The following is a 16,246-nucleotide window of genomic DNA, read 5'->3' as shown; positions in this document are numbered from 1 at the left end:
TGACGGACTCAGATGCCGACCTTGATGCGCGTGAAGCGCTTCAGGGTGACACCGGCCTCGTCCAGGACCTTCTGGACGGACTTCTTGTTGTCCTTGGCGAACGGCTGGCCGAGGAGGGTGACCTCCTTGAAGAAGCCGTTGACGCGGCCCTCGACGATCTTCGGCAGTGCGGCCTCGGGCTTGCCCTCGTTGCGGGAGGTCTCCTCGGCCAGGCGGCGCTCGGTCTCCACGACCTCGGCCGGCACGTCCTCGCGGGAGAGGTACTTCGGCGCGAAGGCGGCGATGTGCTGGGCGACGTCCTTGGCGATCTCGGCGTTCTCCTTGTCGAGCTCGACCAGCACGCCGATCTGCGGCGGCAGGTCGGGCATCGTGCGGTGCATGTAGGCCGCGACGTAGCCGTCGGAGAACTGCGCGAAACGGTCCAGGACGATCTTCTCGCCGAGGTTGGCGTTGGCCTCGTCCACGTAGGCCTGGACGGTCTTGCCGGGCTCGATCTCGGAGGCGAGCAGCGCGTCGAGGTCCGCCGGGGAGGTGGCGGCCACGTGATCGGCCAGCGCGCCGGCGACGGCCTGGAACTTCTCGCCCTTGGCGACGAAGTCCGTCTCGCACTTCAGCTCGACCAGGACACCGCTGCTGTTGTCGCCGGCGATGCGGGAGACCACGGCGCCGTTCTCGGCGGAGCGGCCCTCGCGCTTGGCGACGCCCTTCTGGCCCTTGACGCGGAGCAGCTCGACGGCCTTGTCGACGCTGCCGTCGGCCTCGTCGAGTGCCTTCTTGCAGTCCATCATGCCGGCGCCGGTCAGCTCGCGGAGCTTCTTGACGTCGGCGGTGGTGTAGTTCGCCATCAGTCTGTGTGTCTTTCTCGAAGTCGGGAAGGTCGGTGGTCCCGGTGCGGGCTCCGGGGCCCCGGCGCCGGGCTGCGCGAGCCCGGCCGTCGGGAGCACGCCGGCCCGCGGGGCCGGCGACGAGGGCGGTGGCCTGGCGGTGCCGCCGCCCCCGTCGCCGGCGACCGGACGGTCGTCAGGCCTGCTCGGCGTCCGCGGCCGGCTGCTCGGCGTCCGCAGCGGGCTTCTCCGCGTCCGCGTCGGCCTTCTCCGCGTCCGCGGCCGGCTGCTCGGCGGCGTCAGCGGCCTTCTCACCGGCTTCGTCGGTCTTGGCGCCGGCTTCGTCGGCCTTCTTCTCGCCTTCGAGCAGGTCACGCTCCCACTCGGCCAGCGGCTCGCCGGCGGCCTTCTCACCCGGCTTGGAGTCGCCGGTGGCGACGCCGGAGCGGGCGATGAGGCCCTCGGCGACGGCGTCGGCGATCACGCGGGTGAGCAGCGTGACGGAACGGATGGCGTCGTCGTTGCCCGGGATCTTGTAGTCGACCTCGTCGGGGTCGCAGTTGGTGTCCAGGATGGCGACGACAGGGATGTTCAGCTTGCGCGCCTCGCCGACGGCAATGTGCTCCTTCTTGGTGTCCACGATCCAAACGGCGCTGGGCACCTTGGACATCTCGCGGATACCACCGAGGGTCTTCTCCAGCTTGGCCTTCTCGCGGGAGAGGACCAGGAGCTCCTTCTTGGTGAGGCCGGAGGCGGCCACGTCCTCGAAGTCGATCTGCTCGAGCTCCTTCAGGCGCTGCAGGCGCTTGTAGACCGTCGAGAAGTTGGTGAGCATGCCGCCCAGCCAGCGCTGGTTGACGTAGGGCATGCCGACGCGGGTGGCCTGCTCGGAGATGGCCTCCTGCGCCTGCTTCTTCGTCCCGACGAACATGACGGTGCCGCCGTGGGCGACGGTCTCCTTGACGAACTCGTAGGCGCGGTCGATGTACGACAGCGACTGGAGCAGGTCGATGATGTAGATGCCGTTGCGCTCGGTGAAGATGAATCGCTTCATCTTCGGGTTCCAACGGCGGGTCTGGTGACCGAAGTGGACGCCGCTTTCCAGCAGCTCCCGCATCGTGACGACGGCCATGGCCGTGTTCTCCTTGGTTCTCGGTTGTCGCGTCCGCCGGACGGCGGTCGCTCCTGACGCCCCGGCGCGCTGTGCCACGAGGGACCGAGGAGCGCGGACATCGCCGATGAAGGGGGATGTCGGGGCGTGCGAAGTCGACCCGGTGACCCGGATCGCCACCAGAAGTGTACGGGAACGCTGACGCGGAGGGTGACGCCCTTGTCCACAACCGGCGAGTAGTCCACAGATCCCGGCCAAGATCCCTCCCGGGCGTGTCGGCGTGCGACCTTGGGCTCGGGTACGACGACGAGCGGGGGACGAGGTGGCTTCACAGGGGCCGGGGATTCGTGGCCGGGTGCCCCGAACAGGGGTGATGCGGGGGCGCCGGGCAGCCGGGCTGGTCGCGGCGCTGATCGTGGCGGTGCTGTTCGCGGGGGTGGCGGTGGCGGCGCCCGCGGGGGTGCGCGCCGGGACGGGGCCGGCGGCTCGGGAGGCCGGGGTGCGCGGGGCGGGGGTGGCGGGGGCGGAGGCCGTGGGGGGTGAGCGGGAGGGTCCGGGTCCGGACTCGGCGGGTCGCTCCGGGGCCCGGACGCAGCGATACGAGGGGGCGGGTGCGCTTGGCCGTTCAGGGGGACGGTCGCAGCCGAACGAGGGAGTGGGCGAGGCCAGGGCGCCGGGGGCCGGGGTGGGCACGCGGGCAGGGCAGGGGCGCGGGTCCACCGAGTCCTCGGCGCCCGGCACGGAGGCCGTGCCGCGGGTGGGCCGGGTGTGGCCGGTGGGAGCGCGTCCGGTGGTGGTGCGGCGCTGGGAGCCCCCGTCGAGTCCCTACGGTCCGGGCCACCGCGGCGTGGATCTCGGCGCGCCGGCCGGGTCACCCGTGCGCGCGGTCGCGCCCGGCCGGGTGACGTTCGCGGGGCGGGTGGCAGGGCTCGGCGTGGTGTCCGTGCAGCTGGACGGTACGGGTGAGCCCGCGCTGCGTACGACGTACGAGCCGGTGCGGGCGGCGGTGCGCGAGGGCGATCAGGTCGCGGCCGGCCAGGTGGTGGGGGTCGTGGAGGCCGGGCCCTTCCACTGCCCGGCCGTCTGCCTGCACTGGGGCCTGCGGCGCGCGGCCGCCTACCTGGACCCGCTCCTGCTCCTGCCACCGGCGCTGCTGCACGCGGGCCCCGCGCGCCTGCTTCCGGTGATCGGCGTGCCGGAACCACCGGAGGAGGGCTGACGGGACAGGGCGGGTCGGTCAGTCGGCGGTCCGCCGGCGGTGCAGTGGCGGTCCGACGACGTGGTGCAGTGACGGTCCGACGACGTGGGCTCCGACAGTCCGACGACGTGCTGCTCCGATGCTCCGCCGAGCAGGGCCCGGAACTGTCGGACCGCCCAGGATGGGTCCTACGCCGGCTCGCCCCGCACCCCGTGGAGTGCCATCCGTACCGCCGCCTCCGTGATCGCCGCCGGGTCCTCGCCCCCGGAATGCTCGATACGGCGAACGGCGACGTCGACGATGCCCTGGAGCAGCATCGCCGCCAGCCGGGGCTGCGCGTGGCCCATGGCGTCGAGGGCTTCGACGATCATGCCGGTCAGGCCGGCGTGCGCCGCACGGATCTTCTCCCGGGCCCCGGCGTCCAGCTCGCTCGCGGAGATCGCGACCACGGCGCGGTGCCTGCGGTCGCCGACCAGGCCGAGCTGGCTCCTGACGTAGGCGCCGACCTTGGCCTCGGGGGTGTCCGCCTGCTCCATGGCGGACTCGACCTCGGCCGCCCAGACGGGGAAGTCGGCTTCGCAGAGTTCCTCCACGACGGCGGCCCGGGAGCGGAAGTACTCGTAGACGGAGGACCTGGCGAGGCCGGTGCGCTCGGCCAGCGCGGGGAAGGTCAGGGCGTCGGTGCCGCCTTCGGACAGGAGGGCCCGCGCGGCGTCCAGCAGGGCCTTGTGCTGCATCGACCGGTGCTCGGCCACGGAGGCCGCTCGAATCCTTGGCACCCGCCCACTCTACGTATGCCCGCCGCCGGAGTACCCCGGTCCCCGTGTACCAGCCGAAGTGGATCGGTCCGGGCCGGGCCGAAGCGGGTCGGTCGGGCTACCGGCCGAAGCAGGTCGGCTGCTCCCGGCGCGCCCTGCCCCCACACTTTGCCCCCTCTGGGCGGTGCCGGCACCGGCTCACGGCCCCCGGTCCGCTACCGCGCCTGCGCCACCGGGGTGCGACGGCAGCCGCGGCGTGCGCCGCCGCGGCACGCCGGCGGGCCGGGCATGCGACGGCGCAGGGATCAGCGCCCGAAGCTGGCCAGCTTGGCGCGGAGCTGGAGGACGGACTTGGTGTGGATCTGGCTGACGCGGCTCTCGGTGACTCCGAGGACATTGCCGATCTCGGCGAGCGTGAGGCCCTCGTAGTAATAGAGGGTGACGACGGTCTTCTCGCGTTCCGGCAGGGTGTTGATCGCGCGGGCCAGGAATCTGCGCAGCTCGCGGTCCTCGGCGACCTCGACGGGGTTGTCGGCGGCGGTGTCCTCCAGGGTGTCCATCAGGCTGAGGCGGTCGCCGCCCTCGCCCCCGACGTGCAGGAGCTCCTCCAGGGCGACCACGTTGGCCAGGGACAGCTGGCTGAAGACGGCGTGCAGCTCCTCCAGGGGGATGCCCATCTCCGAGGCGACCTCGCTCTCGGAGGGGGTGCGGCGGAGCTGGGCCTCCAGGGTGGCGTAGGCGCGCTCGACGTTGCGTGCCTTCTGCCGCACGGAGCGGGGGATCCAGTCCAGCGCGCGCAGCTCGTCGATCATCGCGCCCCGGATCCGGGTGATCGCGTAGGTCTCGAACTTGATGGACCGCTCGATGTCGAACTTCTCGATGGCGTCGATGAGGCCGAAGACTCCCGAGGAGACGAAGTCCGCCTGCTCGACGTTGGGAGGCAGCCCGACGCTCACGCGGCCGGCGACGTACTTGACCAGGGGCGAGTAGTGCAGGATCAGCTGTTCGCGCAGACGTTCGTCACCCGTCTCCTTGTACGACCGCCACAGCTCGTCGAGCGACGAGGGGCCGGGAGGCCGCTCGCTGCCGCGGGCAGCGGGTGGAACTGCCGCCCGGTCGGACCCGGAGATGTGCTGGGGCATTCGTCGCCTTGTGCCGTTCTGCCGTGAACTGTGTGGGCCGGACTGAGGGGCCGGTCCGATTCCGGATGGTCGGTGCGGAGATGAGGGTCCTGTACCGGAATCCTTTGTGAGCGTAGCGTGACTATGGCGTCGCGGTGTGCGAAGGCCAGGGTATTGCCTTGCCGCAGATACGTTCCGCCGGACGGCCCACGGTGACCGCCGGCGACCTCCGGCCTTGACCCCCGGCACCCCAACTGCGGGAACTGGCAAGGCTGTCGGGGTTCGGCCGAATGGAGTGGTGCGCGAGGTCAGGGCGTACGGCGAGCGGGGTTCGCGCCCCGGTCCTTCTGGCGTGTCAACTGCCAGCCATCGCCATGTCGTTCGACGAACCCCAGTGAGCGGAGTTCGTACAGCCGGGCGACGGCGTCGTCGGGAGTGGTGACGGCCGAACGGGCGATGTCGTCCGGTGCGGCGGCGCCCCGCGCGGGCAGCGCGTCCAGCACCTGGGCGAGGGCCGGGGCGAGCAGGTCCCTGGGGCGGGTCGTGCCGGGCCGCGGCGGGGCCAGCTCGCCCATGTCACCCACCAGTTCCACCACTTCCGCGGCGTCGGTGACCAGCACGGACTCACCCCGGAGCAGGTCGTGGACCCCCGCGGACAGCGAGCTGGTGGCCTGCCCCGGCACACCCATCGTGAACCGCCCGAGCCGCTGCGCGATGCGTGCCGTCGAGAGGGCTCCGCTGCGGTGCGCCGCCTCCACGACGACCGTGCCGCGGGTGAGGGCGGCGATCACGCGGTTCCGCAGCACGAACCGCCTGGGTGTCGGGTGGTCGCCAGGCGGCAACTCGCCGATGACCAGGCCCTGTTCCGCGATACGGGTGATCAGCTCGGTGTGGCCGCGCGGGTAGGGGCTGTCGACTCCGCAGGCCAGCACGGCGACGGTGGCACCGCTGGCCCCGAGCGCGCCCCGGTGGGCCGCGCCGTCCACCCCGTAGGCCCCGCCCGAGACCACCACCCAGCCGCGCTCGGCGAGCTGGCTGCCGAGGAGTGCCGCCATATGGGCGCCGTACTCGGTGCAGGCCCGGGCGCCGACGATCGCGACCGACCGCAGGGCCCATATCCGCAGCGACGGCCGGCCGCGCACCCACAGGCCGATGGGGCGCCCGTCGCCGAGGTCGTCGAGCTGGGCCGGCCACTCCAGGTCGCCGGGGCAGACGAAGCGGGCGCCGGCGGCGCCGGCCGCGGCCAGGTCGGCTTTCGGCCGCGCGCGGGCCGCCCGGGACAGCAGACCTGCCCACCGGTTGGCGCCGACGCCCGGCAACGCGTCTCCACCCGACGTGAGCCGATCGGCGAGGGCGACGGCTCCCAGCTCGCGCAGCCAGCGGCCACCCGTCTCGTCGCCGGGCTCGATGACGCGGGTCAGCGCGGCCCTTGCGAGGCGCTCGGAGTCACTCACCGCCGTCATGCTCCGACGACCTCCAGGCCGGCGCCCCTGCGGACGCCAGTGCGCAGTTCCAGGGCCCAGTCGACGTCCTGGGCCGTCGGGCGGTCGCGGGCGGCGAGGTCGGCGACGGTCCAGGCGACGCGCAGGACACGGTCGAGGCCGCGGGCCGTGAGCAGGCCGCGCTCCAGGTCCTCCTCGGCCCTGCCCAGCGCCCCCGGAGCCACCTGCCAGCGGGTGCGCAGCTCGTGGCCGGGGACCTCGCTGTTGGTGGTCCAGGGCGTGCCGGCGTAGCGGGCCGCGGCCCGCTCCCGGGCGGCGGCGACGCGCTGGGCCACCGCCGCGGTGGGCTCCGCGCCCGTGTGCAGGCGCAGCAGCTCGGAGCGGGTGACGGGCTGCACGGTGACCCTGAGATCCACGCGGTCCATGAGCGGTCCGGAGAGCCGGGCCTGGTAGCGGCGGATGGATGAGGGGCGGCACTCGCATCCGCCCTCGGCCGAGCCGTACCGCCCGCAGGGGCAGGGGTTGGCGGCGAGCACCATCAGGAAGCGTGCCGGCATCCGCAGCATGCCGGCGGCGCGGGCTACGACCACGTGCCCGGACTCCAGGGGCTGGCGCAGGGCGTCGAGCGACTTGCCGGAGAATTCCGCGGCCTCGTCGAGGAAGAGCACGCCGTGGTGGGCCAGCGAGACAGCTCCCGGCCTGGGCAGGCCCGTACCGCCGCCGACCAGGGAGGCCATGGTGGCGGAGTGGTGCGGCGCGCAGTAAGGCGGGCGGTCGATCAGGGGCTGGCCGGCGGGCAGGGTGCCGGCGACCGAGTGGACGGCGGTGACCTCCAGCGACTGCTTGGAGGCCAGCGGCGGCAGCAGTCCCGGAAGCCGCTCGGCGAGCATGGTCTTCCCCGCACCGGGCGGCCCCTTGAAGAACGCGTGGTGGCGTCCGGCGGCGGCGACTTCCAGGGCGGCCCGGGCCAGGTGCTGGCCGGCGACGTCCGCCAGGTCGGGGATCTGGTCGCCCTGGGCCACTCCGGTACCGAGTCCGGTGCCCGGGACCGCGAGGCCGGCGAGGAACGGATCGAGGCGGGCCGGTTCGTGGAGCTCGTCCTCCTCGGGCACCGGTGCGTCGGTCAGGACCGCGATGAGCTGGCGCAGGCTGCGCACCCCGAGCACGGAGACACCGGGGACCAGCGCGGCCTCGGCCGCCGTGCTCTCGGGGACCACGACCTGCTCGTACCCGGCGTCCGCGGCGGCGAGCACCGCGGGGAGCACGCCGCGGACCGGGCGGGCGCGGCCGTCGAGACCCAGCTCGCCGATCATGACGATGTCCGCGAGGACGCGGGGGTCGATCCGCTCGGCGGCGCCGAGCACGGCGCACGCCACGGCGAGGTCGAAGCCGCTGCCTCCCTTGGGCACCGACGCGGGGCTGAGGCCCACGGTGAGCTTCTTCTGGGGCCACTCGGCGCCGGAGTTGACCACCGCCGCCCTGACGCGGTCGCGGCTCTCCGTGAGGCTCTTGTCGGGCAGGCCCACCAGGGTGAACGCGGCCACGCCCGGCTCCAGGTCGGCCTGCACCTCCACGACGACGCCTTCGACGCCGACCAGGGCGACCGAGCAGGTGCGCGCGAAGCCCATCACTGCACCCCCCTGACGTGCTCGACCACGGGGGCGCCCCGGGCCGGCAGGAGGACGCCGACGACGTCGATGCGCAGGCCGCCCGGGGGCGCACCGCCGTGTTCCTGGAGCCAGCGCTCCGCGAGGCCGCGCAGGCGGGCCGCCTTACCGGGGGTGACGGCGGCCATCGGGTGCTGGAAGGCGCCGGCCCGGCGGGTCTTGACCTCGCAGATCACCAGCGCGTCACCGTCCTGGGCGACGATGTCGATCTCGCCGGTGCGGCCCGGGCGCCAGTTGCGCTCCAGGATCGTCATGCCCGCTTCGGTGAGGTGCCGGGCGGCGAGCGACTCCCCGTAGCGGCCCATCGCGCTGCGTGCGCCGCCGCTCCTGGCTCGCGCGCTCGCCCGGCCTCCCGCGTCCGTACGGGCTCGCCCCTCCCGCGGGGAGTCTCCGGGGTCGGTGACGGCCGGCACCGAGCCCGGTAAGGCTCTCCCGGGACCGCGGGTTCCCCGGGTCCCGCGCGGGGGTGTCCCCCGGCTCCGGGTGCCCTCGCTCGCCGGCGGCTCCCCGATCCGCATCCCGACCGACCCCGGAGCCGCCTGCCGGGCCTGCCGTGGCTGCTGTGGCTGCTGTGCCCGTCCTGCTCGTCGCGTCTGCCGTACCTGCTGTGCGTTCATGTCGGCACCTCCTGGCGCCAACTCTCACGCACTGGGCCGCGGCTTGTTGATCTTGGTGGACAACTCCGGGGATGTGGAAAACTCCGTCACCCACGAGAGTGAAAGCCCCACCCTGACGTGCGCATCTCCGATGCATCAGCGAACCCGGCCGCGCGGACGGAGACCGCGCCGCACCGGGCAATGAGTCGCCGTGCCACCCCGAGACGGCGCCTCTCCCAGCCTGGGACCGACGTGGGACTTGGCCCCGAAAGGGGCGCGGGAATCCGCGCGAGGAACCACGACAAGGCAGCCGTCGATCGACGGCCGCAAGGGACTGGGCCCCGACAGGGAGCGCGCGGAACCGCGCGAACGGGCCATCGCCGTCACCCCGCCGGGGTGCCCCGGCACCGCCAGGCGCCGCCCGGTGCCACCCAGCAGCAGCCAGTGCCGCCCGCTCAGCCCCCGGGCAGTTCGAGATCGCTCTTGTTCAGCTCCTCGACATTCACGTCCTTGAACGTGAGGACGCGCACCTGCTTCACGAATCTGGCCGGGCGGTACATGTCCCACACCCAGGCATCCGCCATGGAGACCTCGAAGAAGACTTCACCCTGTACCGAGTGCACCTGCATCTCGTAGTCATTGGTGAGATAGAAACGCCGCTCGGTCTCGATCACGTATTTGAACAGACCGACGACATCGCGGTACTCCCGGTAGAGCTTCAGCTCCATCTCGGTCTCGTACTTTTCGAGGTCCTCGGCGCTCATGGCATGTTCCCCTTCAGCCGTGCGTCCCCTCATTGTGCGCCAGCTCTTACGAACCCTCAGACGATTTCGGTGTCGAGGATCTGGGGACTGGCCGGGGGACCCTCATCGAGCAGCGTGCGCAGCAGCCCGGCGAGTCTGGTCGGATACACCGTCTCACGTGCTTCGGACAGTTCCCGGCACGTCCACCAGCGCGCTCCCAGTACGCTGCGCTGCTCAAGGTTTGTGAGCTTGGTCGCACGGGTCATGGTCTGGGTGGTACGGGCGAGGAAGTACCACTCGTCCTGATCCCAGCGCCGCCCCGCGAAAGGGAAGGAACAGATCCGGCGCCACAGCACCGGGCCCAGCTCGACGTCGGTGATGCCGGTCTCCTCCGCGAGCTCGCGGAGCGCGGCCTGCTCCCGGGTCTCATCGCCTTCGAGGCCGCCGCCGGGGGTGAACCACCAGTCGTCGTCGGGATCGTCCGGCTCGTGCCCGTGCAGGAGCAGGATGCGGTCCTGCGGGTCGAGGAGCACGACCCTGGCCACCCGGCGCAGCGGCGCACCGCCCGGCCCTGTGGGGACGCCGTCCTGCTCACCGGGAAGGCCACTGCCCGCACCGGCGGCACCACTACCCGTACCAGGGGCCCCACTGCCCGTGTCATGGACACCACTGCCCGCGTCAGGGGCGCCACTGCCCGCGCCCGGGGCGCCTACCGCACCGCCCGGCAGGACAGGGTCACCGTCCGGCGTACCGGACGACGAACCCCGCGTACCCGGGGCGCCCGCTCTACCCGCCGCCCCGGGGCCGTCTGGACCGCTCTCAGCGGACACCGGCCAGCTCCCCGCGGCCTGCCCCGTCGGAACGGCTGCGGCCTCCCATACGGCTCGCCAGGCCCGGCCAGGCGGCACCGCCGAGGATCAGCACGGCGCCCACGATGACCATGGTGAGCACGATGGTGAGGGGTCCCGGCTGCGAGAGCCCGCCGGGCAGGCCGGCGAAGCCCGAGGGGTGGGGCATGCCGCGCATGGGCCAGGCCACGGCGTCCACGCGGGCGTCGACCGCGCTGCGCGGCACGGAGCCGTTGCCGGCGTCCTGGAGGTGCATGCTGGAGTCCAGCGAGCCGCGCCGCTCGTCACCGAGGACGAAGAGGCGGCCCTGCGGGACCTTGGTGGCCGGGATGCCGCTCGCGGAGGCGGGCGAGCCCTTGGCGAGGTAGGGCTCGGAGATCTCCTTGCCGTTCACCGTCAGCTTGCCGTCGGTGCAGCACGCCACCTTGTCGCCGCCGATCCCGACCACGCGCTTGACCAGCGGCAGGTCGCCCCAGCTGGCGTCCCGGAAGACGACCACGTCGCCGCGGTGCACCTGGCTGCCGTCGATGCGCTGGGCGAGCACCCGGTCACCCGCGTCGATGGTGGGCGTCATCGAGGGGGTGGGCACGGTGAAGGGCTCGTAGACGATGACGCCCCATATGAAGCCCCCCAGGAAGAGCACACAGCCAAGGGCTACGGCCAGCCCGGACAGCTTGCTGCTGCGCTGTCCCCGGCCCTCATGCGTTTGACGCGTCCCGCTCATCCCAGTGCTCCACACGGTTCGGAGGATCGATCCCGCAGGCAGACGTGGGCCGCGGAAGATCGGCGATCTGGGACGGCACCCTACCGGGCGGTACTGGCACCAGTAACCCTGGTGTCGGCCCGGGGCCTGAGACGGTGTCATCCCGGCCCGCGGGAGCGGGCGCACCGGCCCCGCCGCGCTCCCGCGGGACCGGGCGCCGGGCGCCTCGGCCGAACGGCCGGGCGGACGACCGGGGTCTCAGTCCTCGCGCCGGGTGTCCCCGGAGGCCGGGCGCGCCGCGGCATGGGAAGCCACACGCCTCCTGCGCCAGAGCACCAGCGGCACGGCGCCCGCGAGCCCCAGCGCGCCCGGCACCATTCCGGCCGCGGCGTTCACGCCGGGCTGGTCGAAGCTGTGCGGGACGGGCAGGGCGGACCAGCGGTTCGGCGGCCAGGCGACCACGATGGCGCGGCCGACGACATTGCTCACGGGCACGAAGCCGTTGTTCTTGTCGTGCTGGTGGTAGCGGGAGTCGAGGGAGTTCTGGCGGTGGTCTCCCATGACCCAGATTTTGCCCTTCGGTACCGTGACCTTGAACTGGCCGCCCTGGTCGTCGGAGCTGCACGGAGTGTTGCCGGCGTAGACGTACGAGTCGTCCATCGTCTTGCCGTTGACCTTCAGCGGGCCGGTGCCGTTGCACTCGACGGTGTCGCCGGCCACGCCGACGACCCGCTTGATCAGGTCCTTCTCGTCCGCGGACGGCATCAGGCCGATCCAGCTCAGGCCGGTCTGCACGGCGTTCGGCTTCGGCGTGGGCTCGCCGTTGAGCCATCCGTCGGGGTCGTGGAAGACGACGACCTCGCCGCGCTTGGGCTCGGCGCCGAACCAGGGCGTGAGCTTGTCCACCAGCACCCGGTCGCCGATCTGGAGGGTGTTCTCCATGGAGGCCGACGGGATGGAGAAGGCCTGCACCAGGAACGTCTTGATCAGGAGCGCCAGGACCAGGGCGATGACGACGAGGAGCGGCAGCTCCTTCCAGAAGGAGCGCTGGTTGGAGTTGCTCTCGCGCGCGTGCGAGCCCGAGCGGTGGCGCCCCGCTCCCTCTCCCTGGTCAGGCACCGGGCTCATGCCGTCCGCCTCGCCTCCAGGTGCCTGCGGTGCGCCCTCGGCGCCGTACCGGGGACCAGCCGGTCGCTCCTCGGGTCCGCGCGAGTGCGCTCCGTGTGCACCCGGCAGGCCACCGGTGCCCTCCGGGCGCTCCTCGGGGCCATCGTGCCCGGACCGTGTGCCGACCGCCACATCCCCCACATCCACTCCTCACTCCGTGCCGCCGCTTGCCCCGGATCCGGTGCAAGCCCACCACTCCCATAACGAGCGGGAGTTCCGCAGGGGTCGGGAGGGGGATCATCGTGTCGCTATCCGCGGGGGCCACCTTATGCGACATACCTGTGACCGCGGCCGAGGCATCGCCCGCGTCGGGCACGCGCGCGTACGTCTCCGGTTCCTCCAGACTGCGCCAGTGCCCGACAGGCCAGGCTATGACACGGGCGCGCCCGACGACGTTGTCGACGGAGACGGTGCCGCTGAAGGCCTCGGTGCGGTGGTAGCGGGAGTCGGCGGAGTTGGCCCTGTGGTCGCCCATCACGAACAGCCGCCCCGGGGGCACCTTCACGTCGAAGACGAAGTCGGAGGGCTTGTTGCCGGGGTGGATGTACGGCTCGTTGAGGGGGACGCCGTTGACGGTGACGCGGCCCTCTCCGTCGCAGCACTTGACGGTGTCGCCGCCGACCGCGACGACGCGTTTGATCAGGTCGCGCTCGTTGTCGGAGGGCAGCAGCCCGATGAAGGACAGCACCTGTTTGACCTGCTTGACGCCGACGGGGTCGTCCGCCTTCTGGCCCTGTTCCTGCTCCAGCCAGTGGCCCGGGTCCCTGAAGACGACGACGTCGCCGCGCTCGGGCTCCGCGCCGAACCAGGGCGTGAGCTTGTCGACCAGCACCCGGTCGCCGATGCGGATGGTCTGCTCCATGGAGCCGGACGGGATCACGAAGGCCTGGAGGAGGAAGGTCTTGAGGATCAGGGCTATGAGAACGGCCACACCTATGAGGAGGGGTATCTCCTTGAGGGCCGATCGACGTCTGCGGCGTTTGACCTTCCGGGCGAGCTTTCGGCGGTCCGCCCGGCCGCCCTGGCCGCGCGGGCGCGTGGCGGCGGGGGGCGCGGCGCTCGAGTGCCGCGCAGGCCGCCTGCGTCCGCGGTTACCCATGGAGGCCACCCCAGTGGCCGGCGGGCCAGGCGACCCACTCGGCCTTGCCTATGACGGCGTGCACGGGGACCATGCCGCCGCCCGGGGCTCCCAGGCGGTCCCTGGAGTCGCTGGAGTCGCCGCGGTGGTCGCCGAGCAGGAAGAGGGTGCCGTCGGGCACGGTCACGTCGAAGGGCGCCTCGGAGGGAGCGTCTTTCGGGTAGAGGTAGCCCGTCTCGTCCAGCGCCCGGCCGTTCACCTCGATCCTCCCCTGGCTGTCGCAGCAGACCACGTGGTCTCCCCCCACTCCCACGACCCGCTTGATGAAGTCGCCGGCGCCGAAGTATCCCGTGCCGTCGAAGACGACGGTGTCACCGCGCCGTGGCCCGGCTCCGAAACGGTACGCCAGCTTGTTGACGAGTACACGATCCCCGATCCGGAGTCCGGGCTCCATGGAGCGGCTGGGTATCTCGAAGGGCTCCATCACGAAGCGGCCCACGAGCAGCAGGAGCACTACGCAGAGCAGCACCAGGGCCGTGAAGCCGCCGCCGGGCAGCCTGGCGGTCAGCGCCGCCACCCGCGCGCGTGCCGGGCTCCGGTCAGCCGGGGCGGCCGGGTCAGCCCCGTCAGCCGGTGGACTCGTGTCAGCTGACACCCGCGGGGGCTCTCCGACACCCGGAACCGGGGAGCCCTCGCGGTGCCCGGCGCCAGGCACCGGCGCGCGCTCGCCGTTCTCCGACACGCACGCGGAGCGCGACCCCTGCCCCGCCAGGCCCTCCGGAGAGGGCGGGCGGGAGGGGTCGCGCTCCGCGGGGTGTGCCTCGGTGTCCATCGGGGCCAGATGCTATCCGGCCCGGCCAGGAAGCCTCCGGCGCGCTCAGCTGTCGCGCTTCTCCTTGATCTTCGCGGCCTTGCCGCGCAGGTCACGGAGGTAGTAGAGCTTGGCACGGCGGACGTCACCGCGCGTGACGAGCTCGATCTTCTCGACGATCGGGGTGTGCACCGGGAAGGTGCGCTCCACGCCCACGGAGAAGGAGACCTTGCGGACGGTGAACGTCTCGCGGACGCCGGAGCCCTGGCGGCGGATCACGACGCCCTTGAACTGCTGCACACGGGAGCGGTTGCCCTCGATGACCCGGACGTGGACGTTCACGGTGTCACCCGGGCGGAAGGGCGGGATGTCGCTGCGCAGCGACGCGTTGTCGACGGTGTCGAGCAGGTGAGACATGGGGGTCTGCTTTCTTCGCCGATGCCACAGGTCATCGGCGGGAAGTCGATGAGATGGTGGGTGGTGCCCGCCGGGGTGTGCGTCGTGTCCCCCTGTGGCAGGGGCGCACGCCCGACGAAGTGCAACAGCGAGCCATTCTTCCATGGGGCGGGGCTGCGCCCAAATCGGCACCACCCCGACCCGCGCGCCCTCTGACCGGCGCCGGGTCCGCCCGCGCGGGTTCCGGCCAAGGGAGGTCCTCCGGCTCCGGCTGAGGGACGCCCTCCGGCGGGGCCGCCCTGAACCCGTGTCGCGCCCGAGCCGCAACCCCGCCGGGCCCGCCCACGCGCCCGCGCTACCGCCGCCGTGCCGTCCCCGTGGCGGGCTCCGGGTCTCCGGAGCCGTCGTCGCCCTCGGCGTCCGCCAGCGGGCCGCGTACGTACCGCCCGCCGGGTCCCGGCTGCCAGCCGAGGGCGGCGAGGGTGGCGCGGTCGTGCTTGTCGAACGCCGCCGGATCGCAGCGCTCGATGAGGTCCGGGCGGTGCTCGGCGGTGCGGTGCAGGGCCTCGTCCCTGCGCCAGCGGGCGATCCTGCCGTGGTGCCCGCTGACCAGCACCTCGGGGACCCCGCGCCCCCGCCAGAGCGGGGGCTTGGTGTAGACGGGCCCTTCGAGGAGGTCGACCATGGCGCCGGGCGCGAAGGAGTCGTCGCGGTGCGACTCGGCGTTGCCGAGCACCCCGGGCAGCAGCCGCGCGACGGCCTCCACCATGACCAGGACGGCGGCCTCGCCGCCCGCGAGGACGTAGTCGCCGATGGAGAGCTCCAGGACGGGCACGCGCGTGGCGTACTCGTCGACGACGCGGCGGTCGATGCCCTCGTACCGGGCGGGCGTGAAGATCAGCCAGGGCTGCTCGGAGAGGCGGACCGCCGTCTCCTGCGTGAACGGGCGGCCGCTCGGGGTCGGCACGACGAGGACCGGCCGGCCGGCGCCGCTCTCGTAGCCGTCGGCGACGACGCTGTCCAGCGCCTCACCCCAGGGGTCGGTCTTCATGACCATCCCGGGGCCGCCGCCGTAAGGGGTGTCGTCCACGGTGTTGTGCCGGTCGTGGGCCCACTGCCGCAGGTCGTGGACGTGGACGTCCAGTGGTCCACGCGCGCGTGCCTTGCCGACGAGGGAGACGTCCAGCGGGTCGAGGTACTCGGGGAAGATGGTGACGACGTCGAGCCGCATCAGGCGCCTTCCGGGTCCCAGGAGGGATCGGTCTCGGCGCGGTCGTCGATCAGGCCGGGCGGCGGGTCGATGACGGCCTTCTGCTCCGCCAGGTCGATCTCCTTGACGATCTGCTCGACGAACGGGACGTACACCTCGCTGCCGTCCGGCCGGGCCACGACGAACAGGTCCTGGGAGGGCAGGTGCGAGACCTCCGTGATGCGCCCGACCGCGGCGCCGTCCGAGGTGACGACGTCGAGGTCGATCAGCTGGTGGTCGTAGTACTCGTCGGGCTCCTCGGGGAGCTCGTCCGGGTCGACCTCGGCGATCAGCAGGGTGTTGCGGAGTGCCTCGGCGGCGTTCCGGTCCGCCACTCCCTCGAAGCGGAGCAGCAGCCTGCCGCTGTGCACCCGGCCGCTCTCGATGGTGAGCGGTCCGGTGGCGGCCGGGTCGGTGTGGAGCACGGCGCCGGGGGCGAGCCGCAGTTCGGGTTCGTCGGTGCGCACCTCGACGGTGACCTCGCCCTTGATGCCGTGGGCGCGGCCCACCCGGGCGACTACAAGCTGCACGGTG

Annotated in this window: 16 protein-coding genes and 1 pseudogene; 1 reads left to right on the top strand and 16 read right to left on the bottom strand. The window is 72.7% G+C overall.

Annotation, left to right across the window (positions count from 1 at the left end; translation table 11 throughout):
* Positions 1–8: 8 nt before the first annotated feature.
* Both tsf and rpsB read right to left on the bottom strand, forming a co-directional pair.
* Positions 9–845 (bottom strand): translation elongation factor Ts, encoded by an 837-nt coding sequence (tsf, locus tag Sm713_RS09245; protein ID WP_212909158.1) that lies wholly within the window; start codon positions 843–845, stop codon positions 9–11.
* Between the two features lie 175 nt (positions 846–1,020).
* A complete protein-coding gene (gene rpsB, locus Sm713_RS09240) occupies positions 1,021–1,956 on the bottom strand; it encodes a 30S ribosomal protein S2 (RefSeq protein ID WP_212909157.1) in 936 nt (311 codons plus the stop codon).
* A gap of 664 nt (positions 1,957–2,620) precedes the next feature.
* Between rpsB and Sm713_RS40230 the strand changes: the two genes are divergently transcribed.
* Complete coding sequence (locus tag Sm713_RS40230; RefSeq protein ID WP_249416184.1) at positions 2,621–3,154, top strand: M23 family metallopeptidase; 534 nt, start codon at positions 2,621–2,623, stop codon at positions 3,152–3,154.
* 167 nt (positions 3,155–3,321) lie between these two features.
* Here Sm713_RS40230 and Sm713_RS09230 read toward each other — a convergent pair whose 3' ends face one another.
* The 14 genes and pseudogenes from Sm713_RS09230 to rimM all read right to left on the bottom strand — a co-directional run bounded on the left by Sm713_RS09230 (position 3,322) and on the right by rimM (position 16,242).
* Positions 3,322–3,888, bottom strand: a complete 567-nt coding sequence (locus Sm713_RS09230; protein ID WP_212911887.1) for a TetR/AcrR family transcriptional regulator — start codon at positions 3,886–3,888, stop codon at positions 3,322–3,324.
* A gap of 308 nt (positions 3,889–4,196) precedes the next feature.
* Positions 4,197–5,033: an RNA polymerase sigma factor WhiG gene (gene whiG, locus Sm713_RS09225; RefSeq protein ID WP_212909156.1), complete on the bottom strand. Its 837-nt coding sequence runs from the start codon at positions 5,031–5,033 to the stop codon at positions 4,197–4,199.
* 287 nt (positions 5,034–5,320) lie between these two features.
* Positions 5,321–6,475: a DNA-processing protein DprA gene (gene dprA / locus Sm713_RS09220; protein ID WP_212909155.1), complete on the bottom strand. Its 1,155-nt coding sequence runs from the start codon at positions 6,473–6,475 to the stop codon at positions 5,321–5,323.
* Positions 6,472–8,082 (bottom strand): YifB family Mg chelatase-like AAA ATPase, encoded by a 1,611-nt coding sequence (locus Sm713_RS09215; RefSeq protein WP_212909154.1) that lies wholly within the window; start codon positions 8,080–8,082, stop codon positions 6,472–6,474. The genes dprA and Sm713_RS09215 overlap by 4 nt, the downstream gene beginning before the upstream one ends.
* Positions 8,082–8,426, bottom strand: a complete 345-nt coding sequence (locus Sm713_RS40225) for a YraN family protein (protein WP_249416183.1) — start codon at positions 8,424–8,426, stop codon at positions 8,082–8,084. The genes Sm713_RS09215 and Sm713_RS40225 overlap by 1 nt, the downstream gene beginning before the upstream one ends.
* Positions 8,427–9,172: 746 nt before the next feature.
* Positions 9,173–9,481 (bottom strand): DUF2469 domain-containing protein, encoded by a 309-nt coding sequence (locus tag Sm713_RS09205; RefSeq protein WP_185034425.1) that lies wholly within the window; start codon positions 9,479–9,481, stop codon positions 9,173–9,175.
* A gap of 56 nt (positions 9,482–9,537) precedes the next feature.
* Positions 9,538–10,014, bottom strand: a complete 477-nt coding sequence (locus Sm713_RS09200; protein ID WP_212911885.1) for an NUDIX hydrolase — start codon at positions 10,012–10,014, stop codon at positions 9,538–9,540.
* A gap of 265 nt (positions 10,015–10,279) precedes the next feature.
* Entirely contained in the window at positions 10,280–11,032 is a 753-nt protein-coding gene (lepB, locus tag Sm713_RS09195; RefSeq protein ID WP_212909153.1) for a signal peptidase I, read from the bottom strand.
* Positions 11,033–11,269: 237 nt separating this feature from the next.
* Entirely contained in the window at positions 11,270–12,319 is a 1,050-nt protein-coding gene (lepB, locus tag Sm713_RS09190) for a signal peptidase I (RefSeq protein ID WP_212909152.1), read from the bottom strand.
* Between the two features lie 277 nt (positions 12,320–12,596).
* Positions 12,597–13,277 (bottom strand): annotated as a pseudogene (gene lepB / locus Sm713_RS41625) (signal peptidase I); the annotation flags it as partial.
* Positions 13,270–14,088, bottom strand: coding sequence for a signal peptidase I (gene lepB, locus Sm713_RS09180; RefSeq protein ID WP_212909151.1), 819 nt, complete (start codon positions 14,086–14,088; stop codon positions 13,270–13,272). The gene lepB (Sm713_RS09180) and the pseudogene lepB (Sm713_RS41625), both read right to left, overlap by 8 nt.
* 45 nt (positions 14,089–14,133) lie before the next feature.
* Positions 14,134–14,484: a 50S ribosomal protein L19 gene (gene rplS / locus Sm713_RS09175; protein ID WP_212909150.1), complete on the bottom strand. Its 351-nt coding sequence runs from the start codon at positions 14,482–14,484 to the stop codon at positions 14,134–14,136.
* A gap of 334 nt (positions 14,485–14,818) precedes the next feature.
* Positions 14,819–15,694 carry a tRNA (guanosine(37)-N1)-methyltransferase TrmD gene (trmD, locus tag Sm713_RS09170; RefSeq protein ID WP_212909149.1) on the bottom strand — a complete coding sequence of 292 codons (876 nt, stop codon included), beginning with the start codon at positions 15,692–15,694 and terminating at the stop codon, positions 14,819–14,821.
* On the bottom strand, positions 15,694–16,242 hold the full coding sequence (gene rimM, locus Sm713_RS09165; protein WP_212909148.1) for a ribosome maturation factor RimM: 549 nt from the start codon (positions 16,240–16,242) through the stop codon (positions 15,694–15,696). Before rimM ends, trmD begins: the two co-directional genes overlap by 1 nt.
* Positions 16,243–16,246 lie beyond the last annotated feature (4 nt).

The sequence above is a fragment of the Streptomyces sp. TS71-3 genome, assembly GCF_018327685.1.
GTDB lineage: Bacteria > Actinomycetota > Actinomycetes > Streptomycetales > Streptomycetaceae > Streptomyces.
The sequence above is the reverse complement of the archived record's forward strand: the minus strand, read 5'-3'. Positions and strand labels throughout refer to the sequence as shown.

What these genes read in the sequence shown, in the direction of transcription:
- tsf (WP_212909158.1), bottom strand. Translation starts at nt 845, where the DNA reads ATGGCGAACTACACCACCGCCGACGTCAAGAAGCTCCGCGAGCTGACC.
- rpsB (WP_212909157.1), bottom strand. Translation starts at nt 1,956, where the DNA reads ATGGCCGTCGTCACGATGCGGGAGCTGCTGGAAAGCGGCGTCCACTTC.
- whiG (WP_212909156.1), bottom strand. Translation starts at nt 5,033, where the DNA reads ATGCCCCAGCACATCTCCGGGTCCGACCGGGCGGCAGTTCCACCCGCT.
- dprA (WP_212909155.1), bottom strand. Translation starts at nt 6,475, where the DNA reads ATGACGGCGGTGAGTGACTCCGAGCGCCTCGCAAGGGCCGCGCTGACC.
- Sm713_RS09215 (WP_212909154.1), bottom strand. Translation starts at nt 8,082, where the DNA reads ATGGGCTTCGCGCGCACCTGCTCGGTCGCCCTGGTCGGCGTCGAAGGC.
- Sm713_RS40225 (WP_249416183.1), bottom strand. Translation starts at nt 8,426, where the DNA reads ATGGGCCGCTACGGGGAGTCGCTCGCCGCCCGGCACCTCACCGAAGCG.
- Sm713_RS09205 (WP_185034425.1), bottom strand. Translation starts at nt 9,481, where the DNA reads ATGAGCGCCGAGGACCTCGAAAAGTACGAGACCGAGATGGAGCTGAAG.
- lepB (WP_212909153.1), bottom strand. Translation starts at nt 11,032, where the DNA reads ATGAGCGGGACGCGTCAAACGCATGAGGGCCGGGGACAGCGCAGCAGC.
- lepB (WP_212909151.1), bottom strand. Translation starts at nt 14,088, where the DNA reads ATGGACACCGAGGCACACCCCGCGGAGCGCGACCCCTCCCGCCCGCCC.
- rplS (WP_212909150.1), bottom strand. Translation starts at nt 14,484, where the DNA reads ATGTCTCACCTGCTCGACACCGTCGACAACGCGTCGCTGCGCAGCGAC.
- trmD (WP_212909149.1), bottom strand. Translation starts at nt 15,694, where the DNA reads ATGCGGCTCGACGTCGTCACCATCTTCCCCGAGTACCTCGACCCGCTG.